This is a genomic window from Gammaproteobacteria bacterium, assembly GCA_029862005.1.
Taxonomy (GTDB): domain Bacteria; phylum Pseudomonadota; class Gammaproteobacteria.
Window position 1 is genome coordinate 12815 of sequence record JAOTYD010000035.1, and the last position, 20728, is coordinate 33542.

Annotated in this window: 23 protein-coding genes and 1 pseudogene; 14 read left to right on the plus strand and 10 right to left on the minus strand. The window is 50.7% G+C overall.

Going from position 1 to position 20728, the window contains the following annotated elements; genetic code table 11:
• The first annotated feature begins 157 nt into the window (after positions 1-157).
• Together rho and OES20_16165 are read left to right on the plus strand one after the other, a co-directional pair.
• Positions 158-1414, plus strand: a complete 1257-nt coding sequence (rho, locus tag OES20_16160) for a transcription termination factor Rho (GenBank protein ID MDH3636233.1) — start codon at positions 158-160, stop codon at positions 1412-1414.
• Positions 1415-1421: 7 nt separating this feature from the next.
• Positions 1422-1931: a DNA-deoxyinosine glycosylase gene (locus OES20_16165; GenBank protein ID MDH3636234.1), complete on the plus strand. Its 510-nt coding sequence runs from the start codon at positions 1422-1424 to the stop codon at positions 1929-1931.
• Here OES20_16165 and OES20_16170 read toward each other — a convergent pair.
• Genes OES20_16170 through OES20_16180 form a run of 3 tightly spaced genes read right to left on the minus strand, consistent with a single transcriptional unit; the run spans position 1928 to position 4481 of the window.
• Complete coding sequence (locus tag OES20_16170) at positions 1928-2845, minus strand: hypothetical protein (GenBank protein ID MDH3636235.1); 918 nt, start codon at positions 2843-2845, stop codon at positions 1928-1930. The two genes, OES20_16165 and OES20_16170, sit on opposite strands and share 4 nt — an antisense overlap.
• 54 nt (positions 2846-2899) lie before the next feature.
• On the minus strand, positions 2900-3313 hold the full coding sequence (locus OES20_16175; protein ID MDH3636236.1) for a GFA family protein: 414 nt from the start codon (positions 3311-3313) through the stop codon (positions 2900-2902).
• Positions 3314-3323: 10 nt separating this feature from the next.
• Positions 3324-4481, minus strand: coding sequence for an aminotransferase (locus OES20_16180; protein ID MDH3636237.1), 1158 nt, complete (start codon positions 4479-4481; stop codon positions 3324-3326).
• A gap of 107 nt (positions 4482-4588) precedes the next feature.
• Here OES20_16180 and OES20_16185 point away from each other — a divergent pair, with 107 nt between their 5' ends.
• From OES20_16185 to OES20_16195, 3 genes are read left to right on the plus strand one after another with little or no spacing between them, the layout of a single operon-like run.
• Entirely contained in the window at positions 4589-5029 is a 441-nt protein-coding gene (locus OES20_16185; protein MDH3636238.1) for a VOC family protein, read from the plus strand.
• 2 nt (positions 5030-5031) lie between these two features.
• The gene (locus OES20_16190) at positions 5032-5805 is read left to right on the plus strand and encodes an SDR family oxidoreductase (protein ID MDH3636239.1); all 774 of its coding nucleotides are present in this window, start codon (positions 5032-5034) and stop codon (positions 5803-5805) included.
• A gap of 9 nt (positions 5806-5814) precedes the next feature.
• Positions 5815-6258, plus strand: coding sequence for a hypothetical protein (locus OES20_16195; protein MDH3636240.1), 444 nt, complete (start codon positions 5815-5817; stop codon positions 6256-6258).
• Positions 6259-6318: 60 nt separating this feature from the next.
• On the opposite strand, the gene OES20_16200 is transcribed toward OES20_16195, so the two are convergent.
• Both OES20_16200 and OES20_16205 read right to left on the minus strand, forming a co-directional pair.
• Positions 6319-6741, minus strand: coding sequence for a hypothetical protein (locus OES20_16200; protein MDH3636241.1), 423 nt, complete (start codon positions 6739-6741; stop codon positions 6319-6321).
• Positions 6738-7376 carry a hypothetical protein gene (locus OES20_16205; protein MDH3636242.1) on the minus strand — a complete coding sequence of 213 codons (639 nt, stop codon included), beginning with the start codon at positions 7374-7376 and terminating at the stop codon, positions 6738-6740. Before OES20_16205 ends, OES20_16200 begins: the two co-directional genes overlap by 4 nt.
• A gap of 193 nt (positions 7377-7569) precedes the next feature.
• On the opposite strand from OES20_16205, the pseudogene OES20_16210 reads away from it, so the two are divergent.
• From OES20_16210 to OES20_16225, 4 genes and pseudogenes are all read left to right on the plus strand, one after another.
• A pseudogene (locus OES20_16210) lies at positions 7570-7774 on the plus strand (DUF2892 domain-containing protein).
• 151 nt (positions 7775-7925) lie between these two features.
• Positions 7926-8423: a sulfopyruvate decarboxylase subunit alpha gene (gene comD / locus OES20_16215; GenBank protein MDH3636243.1), complete on the plus strand. Its 498-nt coding sequence runs from the start codon at positions 7926-7928 to the stop codon at positions 8421-8423.
• Between the two features lies 1 nt (position 8424).
• On the plus strand, positions 8425-8991 hold the full coding sequence (gene comE / locus OES20_16220) for a sulfopyruvate decarboxylase subunit beta (protein MDH3636244.1): 567 nt from the start codon (positions 8425-8427) through the stop codon (positions 8989-8991).
• A gap of 217 nt (positions 8992-9208) precedes the next feature.
• Positions 9209-9475 (plus strand): DUF3303 domain-containing protein, encoded by a 267-nt coding sequence (locus OES20_16225; protein ID MDH3636245.1) that lies wholly within the window; start codon positions 9209-9211, stop codon positions 9473-9475.
• 165 nt (positions 9476-9640) lie between these two features.
• Here OES20_16225 and OES20_16230 read toward each other — a convergent pair whose 3' ends face one another.
• Complete coding sequence (locus tag OES20_16230; GenBank protein ID MDH3636246.1) at positions 9641-10102, minus strand: tetratricopeptide repeat protein; 462 nt, start codon at positions 10100-10102, stop codon at positions 9641-9643.
• Between the two features lie 517 nt (positions 10103-10619).
• Between OES20_16230 and OES20_16235 the strand changes: the two genes are divergently transcribed.
• The 5 genes from OES20_16235 to OES20_16255 all read left to right on the plus strand — a co-directional run bounded on the left by OES20_16235 (position 10620) and on the right by OES20_16255 (position 14710).
• Positions 10620-11303 carry a hypothetical protein gene (locus OES20_16235; protein ID MDH3636247.1) on the plus strand — a complete coding sequence of 228 codons (684 nt, stop codon included), beginning with the start codon at positions 10620-10622 and terminating at the stop codon, positions 11301-11303.
• A gap of 132 nt (positions 11304-11435) precedes the next feature.
• On the plus strand, positions 11436-11900 hold the full coding sequence (gene sixA, locus OES20_16240) for a phosphohistidine phosphatase SixA (GenBank protein ID MDH3636248.1): 465 nt from the start codon (positions 11436-11438) through the stop codon (positions 11898-11900).
• Positions 11901-12243: 343 nt separating this feature from the next.
• Positions 12244-12723: a hypothetical protein gene (locus tag OES20_16245; GenBank protein ID MDH3636249.1), complete on the plus strand. Its 480-nt coding sequence runs from the start codon at positions 12244-12246 to the stop codon at positions 12721-12723.
• A gap of 243 nt (positions 12724-12966) precedes the next feature.
• On the plus strand, positions 12967-13767 hold the full coding sequence (locus tag OES20_16250) for an SDR family oxidoreductase (GenBank protein MDH3636250.1): 801 nt from the start codon (positions 12967-12969) through the stop codon (positions 13765-13767).
• 181 nt (positions 13768-13948) lie between these two features.
• Positions 13949-14710 (plus strand): VIT1/CCC1 transporter family protein, encoded by a 762-nt coding sequence (locus tag OES20_16255; GenBank protein MDH3636251.1) that lies wholly within the window; start codon positions 13949-13951, stop codon positions 14708-14710.
• Positions 14711-15779: 1069 nt separating this feature from the next.
• Here the strand turns inward: OES20_16255 and nadA are convergent.
• The 4 genes from nadA to OES20_16275 all read right to left on the minus strand — a co-directional run bounded on the left by nadA (position 15780) and on the right by OES20_16275 (position 20422).
• Entirely contained in the window at positions 15780-16850 is a 1071-nt protein-coding gene (nadA, locus tag OES20_16260; protein ID MDH3636252.1) for a quinolinate synthase NadA, read from the minus strand.
• A 1171-nt stretch (positions 16851-18021) separates the two neighbouring features.
• Positions 18022-18477 carry a CBS domain-containing protein gene (locus OES20_16265; GenBank protein ID MDH3636253.1) on the minus strand — a complete coding sequence of 152 codons (456 nt, stop codon included), beginning with the start codon at positions 18475-18477 and terminating at the stop codon, positions 18022-18024.
• Positions 18478-18500: 23 nt separating this feature from the next.
• The gene (locus OES20_16270; protein ID MDH3636254.1) at positions 18501-19844 is read right to left on the minus strand and encodes an ArsB/NhaD family transporter; all 1344 of its coding nucleotides are present in this window, start codon (positions 19842-19844) and stop codon (positions 18501-18503) included.
• Positions 19845-19900: 56 nt separating this feature from the next.
• A complete protein-coding gene (locus tag OES20_16275; GenBank protein MDH3636255.1) occupies positions 19901-20422 on the minus strand; it encodes a CBS domain-containing protein in 522 nt (173 codons plus the stop codon).
• Positions 20423-20728 lie beyond the last annotated feature (306 nt).

Here is a 20728-nt window from a genome sequence, read left to right on the forward strand (position 1 = left end):
ACCCTGAATTACTGTGCTAACCTCTTCTTGATCGTTGCCGTATCTCCGCGGCATTCTTGACCAAAAAAACAAATACATTTCCTGACATTTCCTGACATTACCTATAGGCCGTCCTGACGTCTTTATTCCCCAACCCTGCATATAGGGCACTCTCAAAATGAATCTAAACGAGCTCAAGCAACATACCGTCCCCGACTTAATCGAAACTTTGAAATCAATGGGTGGTGACCACTCGGCGCGCATGCGACGCCAGGACATCATCTTTAGCATCCTAAAGTCCCAGGCCAAGAAGGGCGAAGATATCTTCAGTGAAGGGGTACTGGAAATCCTGCAGGACGGATTTGGATTTTTGCGGTCTGCCGACAGTTCGTACTTGGCCGGCCCGGACGATATCTACGTGTCGCCAAGCCAGATCAGGCGCTTCAACCTGCGCACCGGCGATACCGTCAGTGGCAAGATCAGGCCACCGAAAGACAACGAGCGTTACTTTGCCCTGTTAAAGGTCGACCAGATCAATTTTGACCTGCCGGAAAACGTCAAGCACAAGGTTTTGTTTGAAAACCTGACCCCGCTGCACCCCAATTCCCGCATGGTGCTTGAGCGCGGAAACGGCAGCACCGAGGATATTACCGCGCGGATTATCGACCTGGTGTCGCCCATTGGTAAGGGTCAACGAGGCCTGGTGGTATCGCCGCCGAAAGCGGGCAAGACATTGATGCTGCAGAACATCGCCCAGAGTATTGCGAGCAACCATCCCGAGTGCTACCTGATCGTTCTGTTGATCGACGAACGTCCCGAGGAAGTCACCGAGATGGAACGCATGGTCAAGGGTGAAGTGGTGGCCTCGACTTTTGATGAACCGGCCAGTCGCCATGTCCAGGTCGCCGAAATGGTCATCGAAAAAGCCAAGCGCCTGGTTGAGCACAAGCGAGATGTTGTCATCCTGCTGGACTCGATAACGCGCCTGGCCCGTGCCTATAACACCACGATACCCTCTTCCGGAAAGGTTCTTACCGGTGGTGTCGATGCGCATGCACTGCATCGCCCGAAACGTTTTTTTGGTGCGGCGCGAAATATTGAAGAAGGCGGTAGCCTGACGATACTTGCAACCGCGCTGATTGAAACCGGTTCCAAGATGGATGAAGTCATTTACGAAGAATTCAAGGGTACCGGTAACATGGAAATTCACCTCGATCGACGTATTGCTGAAAAACGCGTATTCCCGGCGATCAACATCAACCGCTCCGGTACCCGCCGCGAAGAACTTTTGATCGATCAGGAGGAACTGCAAAAAGTCTGGATCCTGCGTAAATTTCTGCACTCGATGGATGAGATTGAGGCGATGGAATTTGTGCTCGGACGCATGCAATCCAGCAAGACCAACCTGGAATTCTTCGATCAAATGAAGAAATAGGTGTCGCGTGACCCGGGTTCGATCGTTTGAACCGATTATTGGTCGCCGTCCCCGAATCCTGATTCTCGGCAGTATGCCCGGCGTGGCTTCACTTGAAGCCATCCAGTATTATGCGCATCCGCGCAATGCATTCTGGCCGATCATGAGCGAATTGTTTGGTATCGATCATCGGGCCGATTACGAAGCGCGCGTGGCCGAGCTTACTAAGCAGCCGCTGATACTCTGGGATACCCTGCAGGCCTGTCAACGACCCGGCAGTCTCGATTCGAATATTGATGTCAAAACGGCAAGTGCCAATGATTTTGCTGCTTTGCTGCAACGATTTCCCGGGATTCGTGCAATCCTGTTCAATGGTGCAACTTCTGAAAGGTATTTCAGGCAGCTGGTGCTGCCGACTTTGCCGACAACACTCGAACTGGCGCTTTTGCGGATGCCATCCACCAGTCCGGCACACGCGGGGATGAGCTTTGAACAAAAGCTTGCCGCCTGGCGTCAACTGCTTGATTTTATTGGCTAGGACTTGAGCAGTTTTTTACGCACGTGTGCCATCGGCGCATCATCGTTGTAAACCACCTGGTCGTTTTGGAGGCTTACCCCGAGCGATGTCCACAATGCGTCCAGATCAACCGGGTAGGGGTCTGCTTTCGTCTTCAGGTATAAAGGCACGAGAACGTCGAGACCAATAGCACGATCGGCCGATTCAAATACTTCCATCGCACTCGAACTGGCATGCATGGACAGGCCGGCGTCGAGAATTCCACGCAGTGCATCACGCAGGCTCAGGCGGTTATCGGACAGTTTTCGGATTTCGATATCGGCGAGCATGCAGAAGATGGCACCACCCCAGTAGGTGCGTCCCCAGGTAGGGGTTCGGTCCAGTCCGCGGTCCCCGTTTTTGGGCAGCCCCTGTGGCATACGGTTAATGAAACCGTTCCAGACAAATTCCTCGCTCAGATGCCCTTGTTGCGCGCGCGCAATCGACTCGACATAGGTCGCGAGCCCCTCGAGCCACCAGCGATGGGCATAGGGCACGTCGGCCATCGCCAGGTGGACCATTTCATGCACCAAGATCCAGTCCTTGCGCAGCATCGCCGGCGTAATATTTTCACCCACCACGATACGCATTGAGGGTGAATCGCCACCGAAGGCCTGGCCGAAGCGCACCGTATGACCATCTGTCACTTGCAGATCGATGTGCACGTTTGTTACCGGAAAGCGGCCATAGTATTGATGCACGGTTTTGGATGAGTAGAGGACCCACTCGAGCAACATGTCCTTCTTGCCGCGTAACACGCGATCACGGATTTCGACGCTAATATGGCTACCATCGATGTTGAAGGCAAATTCTGTATCACTGACGGTTTCAATTTCTGGCTCGGCCGCGTATAGCACGCCTGAGTAAACCAGCAGCAAGATAAGCAGCGGTTTCACGAAGACTCCCGTTATTATTTTATTCATTCTGTGACTTCACCGGGTGACAAAGGTTCATTCGTCGGGACCCTGTTCTTTATGCTGCGCATTCAAACCCGCATCATACCAGCCGGCGCGGTCCCGCCAGAAAATATTATCTTCCGGCTCGATACCCGGTTCCTGGCTCAGGGATCCGGCGGGAATAACCAGCTTGCCGCTTTTAAGGCTGGTGTAAGGCACCAGCGAACCGCAATGGGTACAAAAACATTTCGATATAACACCAGGTTTATCAGGGGTGTAACGTTTGATCAGCTCCTCCCCGGCAAGCCATTCGATGCGATCGGCACTGGTGAAAATATTGGCTGCATGGGCCGTGCCGGTGGAGCGCCGGCACTGACTGCAGTGGCAGAGATGGAACTCGTCGAAGGGTCCGGTGACCTGGTACTGGACCTGTCCGCACAGACAGGCGCCTTTTAGCGGTTGATTCATTTTGACACCCTCATATTTGTTGGCTTGCAATTAATCTCTGGATGACGTCCTCGAAATGACGTTCGTGCACGTTGGCATAGGCAAAGCGGATGAACTGTTCCTGGTCCTGGCCGAAATAACTTCCCGGCAGGCTGATGATTTCGTGATCCTGAATCAAGCGCTTGACGACATCCCGGGCCGGAGCGTCGAAAGGGTGCTGGATATAGGCGAAGTAGGCGCCGGCGCTGATCAGGCGGTAGTCCAGATCGGGATGCTCGAAGGCCTGTTTGATGGCGATGGCGCGTTGCGCCAGTTCATCTGATTTTTCCAGCTTCCAGGCGTGCAGATTATTGAGGCCGTAAAGTGCCGCAAGCTGGCCCGCATGCGGGGCACAGATCGCGGTGCAATCCTGGATCTTCTTGAGCTGCTCGAGTAATGCCTGGCTCGCCGCGACCGCGCCGGTACGAAATCCGGTCAGGCTGAATACCTTGGAAAAGCTATATAAATGAACCAGGGTATCGCGCCAGTCAGCACGCGAAAACAGGCGATGCGGCAACTGCTCGATATCGATGAAATCACGGTAAGTTTCATCCATGATCAGCGCAAGTTCATGCTCGCGGGCGAGTTCGAAGAATTGATCAATACATTCGTGGCTGTAGATGGCACCGCTGGGATTATTCGGCGTCACCAGCAAGATCGCCCGGGTACGCTCGTTGATCAGTGAGCGAGCTTCCTGTGGATCGGGCATCGCGGTATCGGCGTTAAACGACAGGTAGCGTGGCACCACGGCGCGGGTTGTGAGCCACATCTGGTGATTGAAGTAACAGGGCAGCGGCACGATAACCTCGTCGCCGGACTGGCACAGGGTGTCCACGACCGAGCAAAACGCCTGGTTACAGCCCGCGGTAATGAGGATGTCATCGGCGATTACCGTGCCCTGGTAGCGTTCGCTGATATTACCCGCCAGGGCCTCACGCAAAGCCGGGATGCCGCGGATATCGGTGTAGGTAGCCCCTTCACCCGCCTTGATCGCCTCGGCGAGATAATCCCTGAGCGACTGCGGCGGCAGGTGCGCTGGAACCGCCTGGCACATGTCGATCAGCTTGTCGGACCCGGGAGTGGTTACCCAGGACCAGGCTTCGGCGATTGGTGCCGCGGCGCAATCGAGCACATTTGGATTGAAATTCATAGCAATTACCGGGTCATTTGAACCGATGTTAGTGAATTCCTGCCTGCCTTACCAGCCTTGGGAAGCTATGACATAATACGCGGCGAATTTAACGCCGGGATACGTCGATGAAATACTTACATACCATGGTGCGTGTGCACGATCTGGAGGCCTCGCTTGGATTCTACTGTGACCTGCTTGGCCTGGTTGAGACCGATCGCTATGAAAGCGAGGAAGGCCAGTTTACGCTGGTTTTTCTCGCGGCACCGGAGGACCTTGTACAGGCTAAGACCAAACGTGCGCCGCTGGTGGAGTTGACTTACAACTGGGATGGAGAGGAATACCAGGGAGGCCGTAATTTCGGTCATCTGGCCTACGCCGTGGATGACGTATACGCCGTTTGCCAGAAAATGATGGACGCTGGAGTTACGATCAACGTTCCGCCCCGCGATGGTCACATGGCGTTCTTTCGTTCACCCGATAACATTTCGATCGAGTTGCTGCAAAAGGGTGAGCCGCTGGCGCCTGCCGAACCCTGGGCATCGATGCCGACCACCGGTGAATGGTAGCCGTGGAGCGATATCTCGAGGGAAGGATCGCAATCATTACCGGCGGCTTTGCCGGAATCGGTAAAGCGATTGCAATCGCACTGGCCGAACGCGGCGCCATCATCGCGGTTGGTGCACGGCGCCAACCCGAGGCTGCAATAGCGGAGCTCAAGGCCGCCAGCGATGCGTTGTTTTACCGGCAACTCGATGTCGCCGACGTCGATAGTGTTGAGGCGTTTGTCGACGCACTGGCAAGCAAACACGGCCATGCCGATATCCTGGTGAATTCAGCCGGTGTTACCGCGCATGAGCTGGTTTGTGGACACGATGAGCAATCCTGGCTCGACGTCATCGATATCAACCTGTCGGGCCCATTTCGGATGATACGTGCTTGCCTCCCGAAAATGATCGAACACCGCTGGGGCCGCATTATCAACATTGGCTCGACCGCGGCGACCACCGCGGTTGCCGATCATGCCGCTTACTGTGCATCCAAGTCGGGTCTATTGGGATTGAGCCGCGCGGTTGCGCTCGAGGGAGCGCCGCATGGTGTCAGTTCGGTTGTCATCAGTCCGACCTGGGTGCAAACCGAAATGTTCGATAACAGCATGGAAATCCAGGCGCGCAGGGCGGGGCACAGTGTCGATGCAGAAATCGGCAAACTCATTGCCGAACAGCCGCAGCAGCGCCTGGTGCAACCGCAGGAGCTCGGTGCACTGGCAGCCTTTCTGTGTCGCGATGAGGCACTTGGTATCACCATGGAAGACATCCAGCTCAATGCGGGCGCACTGTGGTAGCATGACACCATGTCGATTCTGAATTTACAGGCCAGCTACTTTTCGATTGCTAACCCGGTGCAGATGCTGGAGCGTAGCTTCAATGGGTTCCTGCATAATCAAGATGTACGCATTAACCAGCGTGAGGTGGATGTTTGCTGGACCGACCGTGCCGAGGCTGCGTTGCGGGCCAGCGATCGGCCGTTAATCGTCGAACTGCAGCTGTATTTTTCCTGCGTGGTTAAAAAGCGGGTGCTGTTCCACCGAAGCGCTGAATTCGATACCACGATAGTCAATGACAAGCTTGAACTTGCGTTTCGACCGATCGGGTCTGCGGTTTGTGACCCACGGGAATTTGCCCTCAATCATCCTGCGGGTACTGACCTGTCGCAGGGTGTCGCGCTGCGCATGGTTCCGAGACGTGTTGAAATCGATTTTCGTCGGGGCGCATGGACTGGCCAGTTTTACTATTGATTGATCAGGTCGTCGGCTCCAGGTAAATCCCTGACAAGTCTGGTTCACCTCAACCGGCAATTAAAAAGTGCTTTCGGGTCTGGAAAACTTTGCGTGAATCATACCGATAATTGCACCGCCAATGCCTTGTTCCAAAAGTGCCCAGGCGGGGTCGATCAACAGACTCTGGGCTGGAAATCGGTAAACGCCGTGCAGAACCAGGGCTTGGGGCAACAGCCATGCGATGCCCGCAACCATGCCGAACAGGAAGCCCGTCCGGATCGAGTATGACGGTTGGCTGACCACGCGCGGATATATCAGAGTCATGAGCAAGGCAAGCAGTGCATAGCCCAGTGCTATCAGCGCGAGGTTCGGGGATTCCAGCAGCATCTCAGGATCGATATTTTCACTGACGAACTGGTTGACTACCAGCCCGTTAAAAAGACCAGCCAGGACAAACATGACCAGGAAGGCTAACAGTAGCGAGATAATTTTGATTTTCACGGATGTTTCCCCGGGGTGGCATTAAAGTTTTGATTTTGCAGCATGGCACTGATACCAACCGCGACCAGCGCTGCACCAAACACAGCCGCGGTAATGCGCGCCGCTTCGATTTCGCCAGCCGGGCTTAGGCCCACGCCAAAAGCGATGGCCGACAGGATCAGAAAAATACCGAGATAGCCCGGGACTATTCGGGATCTTGTCCATGCCGCGCCCAGCAGTGCGTAGCCGACTACCGTCAGTAAGCCGGAAAGCGGGAATGCGAACGCAACCATACCCATGGCGTCGCCAGCACCGTGGTCGTTAATCACGGCCGGGTAGTTTGTTGCCAGGAAAGGGGCGATTAGTATCTCGTAGTAGTCGAGTCCAAAAATCATCATCATGCCGATAAACAGCATGACGTATCCAATCAGCCCGAGTCGGCCGGCGCGCAGTGCCGTAACCGTGTAGAGGGCTGTCGTGCCCAACAGGCCGAGTACCAGGGAAACCGCGAACAGGATATGTATTAGTATCCAGGACGTCGAGGCAATCACATCCGGCGGCATATGGTGCGGGTGCGAGATATAGGAGTAACCAAGCGCGAGTCCGCTGATGATCATCAGCAGGCCACCTGCGCGAATGAACAGCAGTACCGTCATTTTCAGCCCCCGACCTGAAAGTCCACATTATAAGCCATCCCACTCTGATCGTCAGGCCGGCCGGATAATGCTGTTAACGGTGATACCCGGGTAACGCCTGTTGTATGCGGCAGCATTTTGGTTATATCTATATTAGGATTAACTAATATAAAGAAAATCTAATTTAGTATGAAGTTATTTGACGGAGAGTGACATGAGTATTGACCGTATTGTAATGATGTTTGCCGGAACCGTGATACTTGTCAGCACCATAATTGTCTCAGTTACATCAGGTTTACTGGCTGTTTTTAACCGGGTTTGTCGGAGCGAACCTGTTACAGGCGTCTTTCACCGGCTTTTGCCCGCTGGCCAGTATCCTAAAGTCACAGGGTATCAAACCGGGCCAGGCCTTTTCCTAGGTAAATCTGTTCCAGGCACAAATCGATAATCGCCGGGTCACCGCTATCGCGATACCCGGTGACTACCCCCCAATTATCCCCTTCGCTCGGCTGCCATTTATGGCATCATGCGCCGCTAGTAATGAGAGAATAAGGTTCGGGGGAATTACAGGTGTCGGTAAATGAAACAATCGTTACGGATTTGATCAATAACGGGATCGAGTTTGTGACAACAGTCCCCTGCAAGCAGCTGGCGGGCGTCATCGAGAAGGTCGATCAAAGCGACAAGATTTTTCATATACCGTCCAACAAGGAGGATGAGGGTATGGGGCTATGCGCGGGTGCCTTCATGGGTGGAAAACGCTCTGCGATCATCATGCAGAATACGGCGATCGGCGTAACCATCAATACGCTGGCCACGTTGATCCAGTATTACCATATCCCACTACCGATGCTGATCAGCTATCGCGGTGAGATCGGCGAACCGGTCGCCTGCCAGGTCGAAATGGCGGTACATACGAAGGCATTGCTGGCGCAACTGAGTATACCGACCTACCATTTTCACCATCCGGATGATGTGAATGAGCTGGACGCCATTCTCAAGCACTGTTTCATGTGCAAAAAGCCCGTTGCCATTTTGACCGATGCCAGTTTCTGGAAGGCGGCCTGAGATGATTCGCAGCGAAGTATTAAAAATAATGATTCCCGTTATTTCCGATAAGCTGGTGATCTGCAATATCGGTTTGCCCAGCCAGGAACTACATCTGCTCGATGACCAGCCGAGCAATTTCTACATGCTCGGAACCATGGGGCTGGCATCGTCGATTGGGCTTGGCCTGGCCCTCGCGCAAAAAGACAAAGTCATTGCGATCGATGGGGACGGCTCGGTATTGACTAATTTCGGCACCCTGCCGACGATTGCCAACAACGTGGCGGATAATTTCATCCTCCTCATTATCGATAACGGCAGCTATGGCTCCACCGGGGATCAACCCACCTACGCGGGCGGCAAAACTTCACTGGCCGCGGTGGCGAAGGCCTGCGGTTGTGAAAATGTTATCGAGTGCCGGGCCGAGGAAACCGCGGCGATGCTGCAAGACGCACTGGACTCGAATAAAATGACGATCATTGTCTGCAAGTGCGAGTCGGGAAACATTCAGGTACCCGTCATCGATATGGACCCGGTCGTGATCAAGGACCGTTTCATGAAAGAGGTTCAAGTCAGAAACAATAACTAATTGGTGAATACTTTTAACCTGCAGTATTCAATTGTTAGCGTCTAAAGCGGGCATTTGAAATCATGGATTGGCCGTCAGAGAACGCCATTTGCGGACTCCAAAGTATCTAAAAAAGTCCGTTTCAAATTCCACCTGAAACCCGCAGCGCATTTTGCTACTAGTTATGTCGACATATATACTCAGGCCTTCCAACAATAATTTTATGGAGGGTATCGAGATGCATTTCATGGTTGTCTGGACTTTCAAGCCAGATCACACTAAGAGCGCGATAGCACGGTTTAATGAAACCGGAGGTGCGCCTCCTGACGGAGTCAAAATGGTTGCCAGATGGCACGATGTTTCCGGTTCGCGGGGCTTTGCAATTGCTGAGACGGATGATGCCGTCGCCGCGTCGAAATGGTGTCATGACTGGTCTGATCTATTATCGTTTGAAGTGATACCCGTTCTGAATGATGAACAGCTTGTCCAAGTTATCGGGCAATAATGATAATTCCGACTCATTGAGACCTTGGCTTGCACCAGGGTCTCCACTCGGGATTCGAGTGCACGTTATCTCAATAACAGACACTCGTAATCGCGATATGGGCTTCTGAGAACAGCCCTTAGCGGAGGCTCGATGAACCGTGCAATTCTTGAAAACTTTTTGACTTTAAATCAGTTCTAGCCCCTTATCTCGGATAAATTCGAGTAACATTCGCGCGGGTAAGTAATCGGGATCATAGCTGAGCGAACGCGTAAGGGACTGCTTGGCATCTGACACACGCCCTTGCATGAGTAGGACGCGGCCCAGGTTGAAATACGGGTACTGGTAACAGCAATAGCGTTTTGCCTCGATGGCCTTTTTCAACCAGGAAATTGCTTCTTCAGGTCGACCGAGGTCTATGAGGTATACACCAATGTCGTTGTACGGGTTTCCGTATTCAGGGTCAAGCTCAATAGCCATCTTGCATTCGGCGATAGCCTCCTCGATGCGGCCGAGCTCGCTGAATGACCAACCGCGAAACGTGTAGGCTTCGGCAGTCGGGTACAAATCGATGGACTTGCTGAATAATTTAATTGCTTTCTCGTACTTGCCAATAGTGTGCAAGTAGTAACCCTTCTTCCAGAGCAACTTAGCCTCTTGAGAGGACGCTGGCTTTTCAGACTCCCCGGCATAAAGCAGCGAGACAGTGCACATGCACATGAGTGCGAATGAGACCAGAATCTTTCGAGAACCATGACGCCAGTTCATATACATATAGATGAACCGCAACCGGACACCTCTCCTTCATATTCGGATGAGAAGATTAGATCTTTTTAGCGGATATCATTGTATAACTGTCCGGCCTGGATTCAAACTGGAGGTCTCGTAAGAGACTAAATGAAGGCTCTGGGCGCGAAGTAATCCCGGAAAACTCAATATTAAATATCGGTTGTGGGTTGAATTTCGCCCCTGTATTCGAGGTATTGAGGGTATGTTTTCCCCAAGTCAGACGCTCAAATGTGCCTGCTGGGTTGTGGGAATCGATCAGAATCGGACGTTTGCAATTTGGATACAGCGAGCATCATTTTCAGGCGCTTCGGCATATAATTAATCACGTTTAATAACCTTTCGATACCGATTCTTAACTCAAGGGGGAGCTTGTAAGATGGAGAAAACTGTTCCATTTGCCAGTCATGAGGTTCGATGGTTTTTTAATGGGACGTCCGATCAATATGAGCCGCTAAGGCGTTGGTTTAAGACAGTAGCGCCCTTTCCAAAAAATCCGAGTGTTGGCCCACCAGTTTGGCAAGGTCGGCTTGATGATCAACCTGACATCTATTTGATCATACCTGGCAGCATTGATATGGGAATTAAGTGGCGCGAGGGCGAACTGCAAATCAAGGGTTGTATAGCCTCACTCGGCACGCAGGTTTATTGCGGACGACACCAAGGCAATGTTGAACACTGGATGAAGTGGTCATATCCGAATATGCCGCAGACTTATAAGAACTTGTTTTTGATTGGACACGAGCAGGATTTGCAGACCATTGCGGTGAAAAAAGTTCGCGCGTTGCGTAAGATTCGCGTCAATACCATTACCGGCCAGCCAGAAGAAGTCGAATCGACCACCCAGATTGATCGTGGTCTCGGGATCGAGCTGACGGATCTGCAAATCAAAGGTAATACATACTGCTCGCTCGCAGTCGAAGCATTTCCCGATGACTCTGCAATGAGCAGCGCATTCACCGAGGTTGTCGAGGCTTTTCTTAGCGATCTGACTGATATTGATCTTGACGCTGCACATTCGAAGTCTTATCCCGCGTGGTTAGATACCATTATCGGTCTCTGACTTCAGGGATATATTTCATCACAATAAAAGGTTCGGTAGTGTTACCTTTAGGTGTTTCGGTACAGGATAAATGGCGCGGTTGGATGGTCGCTATTCTGAATATATTATTATAAAGAGGCTAAGGTGACGGATATGAAAATATACTTGGTACAACACGGCGAGGCGGTGGCCAAAGAGTTTGACCCAGAACGTCCGCTAACCGAACAAGGTATGACGGATGTACAACGCGTTGCCAGGGCGCTCAAACATGCTGGGGTGGAGATAAAGCGGGTGATCCACAGCGGCAAGCTGCGTGCTCAGCAAACCGCAGAGATATTGGCCACCGAGATCGCGCCCATGCTGCAACTAGAGACCAGCGATCTGATTAATCCAAACGACAATCCAGGTGCGTTTGACTTGCAAACAGCCAGCGGGAGCGTGGATACTATGGTGGTCGGTCATCTGCCGTTTATGGCAAAACTGGTATCACACCTGGTAACTGGTGATGACAACTATATGCTTGTAGCCTATCAACCGGGGAGTGCCGTCTGCCTCGAATTAATTGAAAATGATAGCTGGCAGATCAACTGGATGGTAAGGCCGGAGTTACTGGGTTAACTGGTTACTGGTAAAACATCTATAGGCCAATTTGGTAATGCTTTTTTCCTCGGCGGTGAGGATCTAATTTTCGATATTTTGAAGTCTGTTTTCTCCAACGGAGAAGCTGAAAAATGTGCACTGAGCTTAGTACTTCGGCCAGAGGCGGGCACCAAATTACCGTGTTACTTGTATTAGGCATTTCTGAAAAATAAATTGATTTCTGCGAGGCCGTGCAACAAAATCAGGTCTGGAGTTACCTGCAAGCTGGTTAGTATGAATCAATTTGGAGACAAGGAGTCATTGTCGAAAATAAAAATACGGTTAGAGACAAACTTTTCAACGTAAAATAGGAGTGATGAAAATGGCTGTAAAGAAAAAAGTCGCAAAGAAAAAGAAGCCTGCTGCTAAGAAGAAGGCAGCTACGAAAAAGCCTACCAAGAAAAAGGTAGTTGCAAAGAAAAAGAGACCTGCTGCCAAGAAGAAGGTAGCTAAGAAGAAGAGGCCTGCAGCTAAGAAGAAGAGGTCTGTTGCCAAGAAGAAGAGGCCTGCAGCTAAAAAGAAGGTAGCTAAGAAGAAGCCTGCCAAGAAAAAGAGGCCTGCTGCCAAGAAGAAGGCAGCCAAGAAGAAGCCTGCCAAGAAAAAGAGGTCTGCTGCCAAGAAGAAGAGGCCTGCAGCTAGGAAGAAGGTAGCCAAGAAGAAGCCTGCCAAGAAGAGAGCAGCTAAGAAGAAGCCGGCCAAGAAAAAGAGGTCTGCTGCCAAGAAGAAGAGGCCTGCAGCTAAGAAGAAGGTAGCCAGGAAGAAGTCTGCCAAGAAAACGGCAGTCAAGAAGAAGCGCAAGTAAGTCAACAAAAAGCCCTCCCCCGTTGAGGGTTTTTTGTCGTCTACGGCACTACTTTCTAAGCCTTTCGGATGAGAAGCACTGAGAATCCGAGAAGGTTCGAACTCGGAAGCCTATTTTTCCGTAATGAGGATCTGTTTTCTCGTAAGCAGACGCTGAAACGCTAACGCTGAGCTTTGTAGTACGGCCAGAAACGGACACTGGCGTTAAGTTGATGAGTAGCTCAGCTCAGGCGAACATACGATTATGTCAATTCCTCCCCGAAGCCGATTCGCACTCATAACCGGAGCCACGAGTGGCATCGGGAATGGGTTCGCGCATGTGCTTGCTCAAGATGGTATAAATCTGGTCATCATAGCGAGGAACGCGACTCGGCTTAAGGAAGTCAAGAATGAGCTCGAAGCCAAGTATTCGATCAAAGTAAAAATCATACCCAGGGACCTCGCTAATCCTGAAACCCCTTCAGAAATCTTTGAAATCTTGAAGCAAGAGGGAATCGTTCTGAGCGTACTCGTGAATAATGCAGGCTTTAACGTTTATGGTACTTTCGAAGAAACAAATCTTGAAGAAGAGATTAAGATGATACGACTTCATATCATCGCGGTGACTCATATGACGAAGCTGTTTTTGAGGCAGCGCTCTCAACAGGGGGGGAACGAAATACTCAATGTGGCTTCGATTGCTGGACTCGTGCCCGGTCCTCTGGTTTCCGTGCATTTTGCGACACGCGCTTACATTTTGAGCTTTTCACTTGCGCTTAGCAACGAGTTCCAGGGATCAGATGTACATGTGACCTGCCTTTGCCCAGGCCCGACTAAAAGTGCCTTTTTCGGCCGTGCCAACATGAGTGATGTAAGACTGGCAAGTGGCAAACCGATAAAACTAATGGAAGCGCAGACAGTCGCAGCGAATGGATACAAGGCATTGAAGAAGCGGAAGGTGATTGTTGTTCCGGGCTATCGAAACAAAATTCTTGCATTTATGGCTGCGGTTGTACCGCGAGCATTGGCGATCAGGATAACTAGGTGGTTGATGGAGCGCAAATAGAAGTCTAAAGTCGTTGGCTACGAACCTGGTTCCTTGAAAGAAGACGCTGAGGGGTACCCGCAGAGTTACGTAGTACGGCCAGGAACGGATCTCTAAATTCAAAGACCAATACATCTGGAGTTCTTTTTATATCGGCCTGTATGTGTCAAAACCACATACGGAGCGTTAAGATTACGTTCTGATGAGAAAGGATAGTACAGAGCAGCTTGCCCGAGAACATCACCCAGAGCATATAAGATTACGCCTGCAGCAGGCACCCAAATCTCAAAACGTATCTGATGCTGTTCTTGGGGGCATAGACGGATGTGTGACTACTTTTGCAGTAGTCTCAGGTGTTGTTGGTGCGGGATTACCCTCATCGGTCGCCGTGATACTTGGTTTTGCTAACCTCGTGGCCGATGGATTTAGCATGGCTGTAAGTAATTATGAATCACATCGATCAAAGCAAGAATTTATAGAAAGCGTTAGACGATCAGAAGAAAGACACATTGATTTGGTTCCCGAGGGCGAACGAGAAGAGATACGTCAGATATTCAGGGAAAAGGGTTTCGAGGGGGATGTTCTTGAGAAGATTGTATCCACGATTAGTGAAGATAAAAAGTTATGGGTAGACACTATGCTCACGGAGGAACATGGCATACATAAAATTTCACCAAGCCCATGGGCATCTGCTGGAGCTACATTTTCGGCATTCGTCGTCGTAGGGGCAGCGCCATTGCTGCCTTTTATTACGTCAACATTGCAAATACAACAGAAATTCTTCGCCAGCGCCTGTGTTGCAGGAATCATGTTCTTTATGATTGGAATGCTTAAAAGCTACGTATTCGACAAACCTGCGATTTCGTCGGGATTTCGTACCCTACTAATCGGTGGTATTGCCGCGGGATTGGCGTTTTATACAGGATATTTACTTAGAGAGATGTTTGGAGTAATTGGTGTTTAAACTTTTAGTCGCTGTTCCCGTTTTGCAGGGCTTTAAAGGCCAACTAAATTTGGTTTTTATTATGCAGGAGCAATAATGTGGGCAAATCGCATGAAGGGCATTCAGGGAGGGTAAGCCTCCTACGTCGAGTCCTCTTTCTGGGTCCTCACACCTGCCCGTGGTGGTTTGCATACACTTTCGATAACCCCTTACGTAGGTTTATTCACGATCCTGTTGCAATTCTGGGCGCCTTTGTTAAGCCCGGTAATACGGTCGTTGATATTGGCTGTGGCCTGGGGTACTTCAGCCTTGCGCTTGCCGAACTTGTTGGGCCTGCTGGAAGAGTCGTGGCGCTGGACGTGCAGCCACAAATGATAGAGCGCGCTAGACACCGTGCCGAGCGACAGGGTTTAGCGAATCGTATTGAATTTCAGGTTTGTGCACCTGACAAACTTGGTGTTACCTGCCTTGTGGACTTTGCTTTGGCCTTTTGGGTTGTCCATGAAGTTGGAGATCCAGAAAGCTTACTGAGCGAGGTGCGATCGTTTCTCCAGCCGCACGGTCATCTCTTGATTGCAGAGCCGAAGGGGCATGTATCAGCTGATCGATTTGCTGCGTCAACCAAGCTGGCTAGCTCGGTAGGTTACGCGGTGTCGGAGGGTCCGCCAGTTCAATTTAGCCGATCTGCTATATGCTCTCCAGCGCCCGAAAACATTCAGCTATAGCTCCTGCCAAGCGCCTCAGTTAATAACGAAGTTCATGTCGAATGCTTCCTGTGGGCAAACAAGTTGGGCTGTAGCCAGGGTCTGCTTCGGGTCGGTTATTGCCGCCAATTCATCGATTTTGAGCGGCAGTTTTCTCGTAAGGAGACGCTCAATTGGATGAGCTTGGCTGCAGGAATCGGCCGGGAACGGGCACCCAGGAAATTAGCTACTGTGGGATTTTCAAGAAGATTATGCTCGGAGGTGAAATGCTCCCGACCCAGGCGATCGTCCAGGCTGTCAGTTCGCAATATCCAAATCTTTCATGCACCTATCTGTGTGAGCGAGGGCTTGTCCATCTGGTAAGTCATGCGGGATAGTCCGTGAAGTTAGACTTTGCCCTGTGAGCGGGAAAATTCAAGCATACGCTCGATCGGCTTCAGCGCTTTCTTGCGTATCGACTCGTCGATATGGATCTCATGGCTAACATCATGCTCATCTTCGAGAACCGCGGCAAGGTTATCCAGGCTGTTCATTGCCATCCACGGACAATGGGCACAACTGACACAGGAGGCGCTGTCACCACCTGTTGGCACAGCAATCAGTTTTTTACCGGGAGCCGCTTCGTGCATCTTATGAAAAAGGCCAAAATCGGTTGCAACGATCAGGGTTTTCGCTGTGGATGCTTTCGCAGCATTGATCAGCTGCGTCGTGGAACCGACCACACTCGCCATATCAAGCACCTCGGTAGGCGACTCCGGGTGCGCAATAACCTCGGCATCAGGATGCTCCTGCATTAGTTGTCGCAGTGAGTTTGCCTTGAACTCATCATGTACGACACAGAAACCTTGCCAGTTGAGAATGTCGGCACCGGTCTGCTTCTGCACATAATTGCCGAGATGACGATCGGGCGCAAATATAATCTTCTCGCCTCTGGCGTGCAGGTGGGCCACGATATCGACGGCATTTGATGAAGTAACCACCCAGTCAGAGCGCGCCTTGACCTCGGCACTGGTGTTGGCATAGACCATCACGGTCCTGTCGGGGTGCTGGTCGCAGAGGGCACTGAAGCTCTCGATCGGACAGCTCAGATCGAGCGAGCATTCCGCGGCCAGATCCGGCATGATTACGCGTTTTTCCGGGTTGAGAATCTTTGCTGTTTCGCCCATGAAACGCACTCCTACTACGACTAGCGTGGTTGCAGAATGGCGATTACCGTAATCAGCCATACCCAGCGAATCACCGACGTAGCCACCGGTGGCATCTGTCAGGATCTGCAGCTGCTCATCGACATAATAATGCGTGATGAGTACCGCATTCCTCTTTTTGAGCAAGATCTTGATTGTCTCGAACAACGAGTCGCGTTGCTTTGGCGTCAAACTGCGCGGCTTGGCCGCGTGCAACGCCTTGCTACGTATATCATCGATAAGCTCAAGCGGAATTGTGGATGCTTTACCCATAAACAACTTCAAACGAGATAAGGATCTAGGCAGAATAAACGACTGTTTTTAATTAAGCCATGGATTTCGATAAACCGCAATCCCGGACAAACCACTCGCTGCGCAAATTCTTAGCGCCCATTTTTGGGTGATTTCGGAAGCATTTAATCGCTTATGGGGGACTGATTTCTCGAAAGGAGACACTCAGTAACTGGGGTGGGAGGCAATCTTCGGCCTATTCTGTTGAAAAACTCTAAATTTTTCTGGATGAGAAATTTATTTTCGATATTACGAATTTTAATATTTAACATACGGTTGGGAGACTAAGAACTAACGATCTCTTCCGACAAGGCAACTGGTGAGCTTACATAGTCAGTGCTAAGAGAAGTTTAGAATGCTTTGCTATATTGCAGAAAAATAGCCTTCCATTTTTATCGAGTTTTTCAACAGAATAGGCCACAAGCGGACATTCATCTACTCAATTAATACCAACTATTTAGATATACGCCTATTTTTAATGCCAACCTAAGCGCTCCAGGATTGACACCAGCCCCTGGCGTTAACAAGCTTCCCTGAGAATATCGCGCACCGCCCCCATTTAGCAGTCCTTGAGCCTTTGAAGAGTTGACATTCGGCACATCGTCTTGTTGCATATGGGGATTCATGGACATACTCAAGCGCTTTTGCGGCGGGACCCTCAGGATCTAGTTTCGAGTTTTCGGCCGCCAATGCAATCCCCTGGTGGGTTATATTGCTTAACGGTAAAGCAATTACCCCCGTACCAAGTACGCGTAGAAATAATCTGCGGGATTTTGTCACCGTGGATTCTCCTTAATATTCATTCAAATCGCCGGGTGAGGATAACATGTAATTTTGGTTTAACCTGTTGATTTATCAATACACTTTCATCTCTATGCCTTCATTGTCGCCTATGGGTCGGATATCGCCGCTGATCAATCGAATTTGAGCGTCAGCTTTCTCAGTAACGGACTCTCATAGAACCCAGGTAGAAGGCAATCTTCGGCCAATTGATTCGGCCAATAGCGGACATTGCCATGGCTCGGCTTGATTAAAACTCCAAAGGTAAATCGGCTTCCCAAATTTGTACCGGGGACTCTTCAACTGCATCGTTTAAACGACTCATCGTCCCGGACTGAATGAAACAATGATTGAGGCATATAGGTCCTGGTGGTCAGGACGGATTATCGAATTCGATAAGGGCATCTGCCAGGCTATGAATCGTCACCACGCCCAAGTAACATTCCCCGTCAACAACAAATAAGTAACTGGTATCGCTTCGTTCCATAATCGCCAATGCCTTAACGGCAGGAGAATCGGGAGTAATCGAGAGATGGGGCTCCTGAACATAGGTATCAGCCGGACTATCGAACAGATGCCTGGTCTCGGTGCCCATGTCTTGCATGTGGGACAACTCATCTCCCAGAACCATGGCCAGTTCCACCATGAACTCCGGAAGGCAGGAACGCTTGAGGATATTTTTTAACGTAACACGCCCGACGATACGGCCGCTATCGTCACAAAACGGGAGACTGGGAGTGTTGGCACGGGAACATTCCTCGAAAATTTCTCTGACTGTCGTTCCTGGCTTCGCGACCCTGGTGGGAATCAGCACCTGCTTTACGTTCATGGAAATTTACCTGTCGTCATTGTTTAGAGATACCGGAAATAGACGTAAAAACTAGCGATACCGATACTCAGCAACATCATTGGAAAAGCCATCAGCATGAAGGGCAGGAACCGGATGCGGTGACCCGCGCGCTCGGCGAAACCGGCCACGATAAGGTTGGCGCTTGCCCCGACGAGGGAGCCATTGCCTCCCAGGCATGCACCCAGCGCCAGCGACCACCACAGCGGCATGAGGGATTCGGCACCACCAAAAGGCGATGCCATGGATTTAATAACCGGGATCATGGTTGCCACGAACGGTATGTTATCGACAACCGCAGAGGCGACTGCTGAAATCCAAAGAATGGCAAGCGCAGTTACGGTAAGGTCGCCGTCGGTGTAGTTGATGACGAGATTCGCAAGAATTCGCAATACACCGGCCTCCTCGATCCCCTTGACCGCGATGAACAGGCCGATGAAGAAAAAAATGGTTATCCACTCGACGTTTCCGAAGGTCTTGTTTACTTCCTCTGACTGCTCCTCGGCATCGTTCTTCAAATTAGACAGGAGCAGCAACAGGGCTGCACCGAACATAGCGATCGTAGCAGGTTCAAGTCGAAGCGGGTGCGCCAGCACAAAACCCGAGATCACCAGCACAAGCACAAACATTGACTGCTTCAACAGTCTCACATCCGTTATCGCATCCTTTTCCTTGAATTTCATAATTCGCTCACGCGCGTCCGTGGTGGCTTGCATACTGCGCCCCCAGACCAGGTAAATAATTCCCATCGTGACAGCGAAGATAAAAGGAATGATGGGCGCGAGGTTGAGCAGAAAATCGTTGAACGACAGGCCAACGGCCGAGCCAATCATGATGTTAGGTGGATCACCGATCAGGGTAGCGGTGCCGCCAATATTCGACGCAAAAATCTCGGCAAATAGGAAAGGATACGGATTGATTTTGAGTTCATGGCAGATCAGGAGAGTAACCGGTGCAATCAACAGCACGGTTGTGACATTATCAAGCAGTGCGGAAAATATCGCTGTAACCAGCGAAAGCATGAACAATATACCCCAGGGGCTGGCGTTGACCTTCTTGGCCGACCAGACCGCAATAAACTGGAAGATACCGCTACCCCGGGTAATGGCGACGATTACCATCATTCCGGTCAGGAGCCCCAGTGTATTGAAATCGATACCCGAGATCGCGGTTTCCTGGTTCAGAACCCCGAGCGTTACCATCAGACCTGCACCTATCCCGGCTACGATCGCACGGTTAATTTTCTCGGAGACAATGAGTACGTAGGTTGCTACGAACAGTATCGATGAAACCCAGAGCGGGTCCCAGCCGAAGATCACCTGGGCCGCAAGTTCACTTTCACCGTGCATTGTTGACGCTTACGCAGCGACTTGTCGCATACTTTGCTGAGTATTTTTTCTTTTGATTACTCATCTTTCTCTGCGGATTCGTTCGCATCATTTTGGTTAATCAACCGTCCCATGATGATCCCTTCAAGAACATCCCAGGTAGATACCATCCCAACGAGCTTTTTGCTTTTACCTTTGACGACAATAACCGGCAGGCTTGTATCTTTACTTTCATCGAGTAAAGCCAAAAGCTCTGGAAAAGCTGTTTCCGGTGAACAGAAAAGCAGTTTCTTTTCCTTTTCCAGGAAATTTTCTACCGGCTGGTCAGCAATCTTATGCCAGCGATCTCCCATCTGGACAACTTCGTCCGGTAGAAAGTGGAGATTAGAAATACTGTGCTCTCCAAGGTTCAATGCTGCCTTGGGCAGCAACAGGTGACTCAATCGTCGCAGGCCAAACAATCCAATAAATGCGCCTGATTCATCCACGACCGGGAGATTGCGCACGTGATGTTCATGCATGAGGGACATGGCATGGGCGACTGTATCTGACGGCTTTATCGTGAACAAACCGGATGTCATGATGCTTTCTGTGGTCATGTCACAAAACTCAATCACTTAGAAGGATTCGAAAAGATGATACATTGGCTTGTTCGGTGATAGCAATAAATAGCGAAATAGCGCAGATGCCTTAAAGCACGATCGTCATGACGTCGCGTCACCTCGCGAAGATGTGAATACAACAGTACTGGTCATATAACTTCAACGATCCGATTGGTTTAAACGCGGGAACCTGGGCTTGGAACAAAGGTGACAGTTAACTTAAATCATAAGGCGAGTCGTGCACGCAGATCACTTTATTTCGGGAATCGCTAGACCATAACTCATACAAAAGTGAGCGTCTCA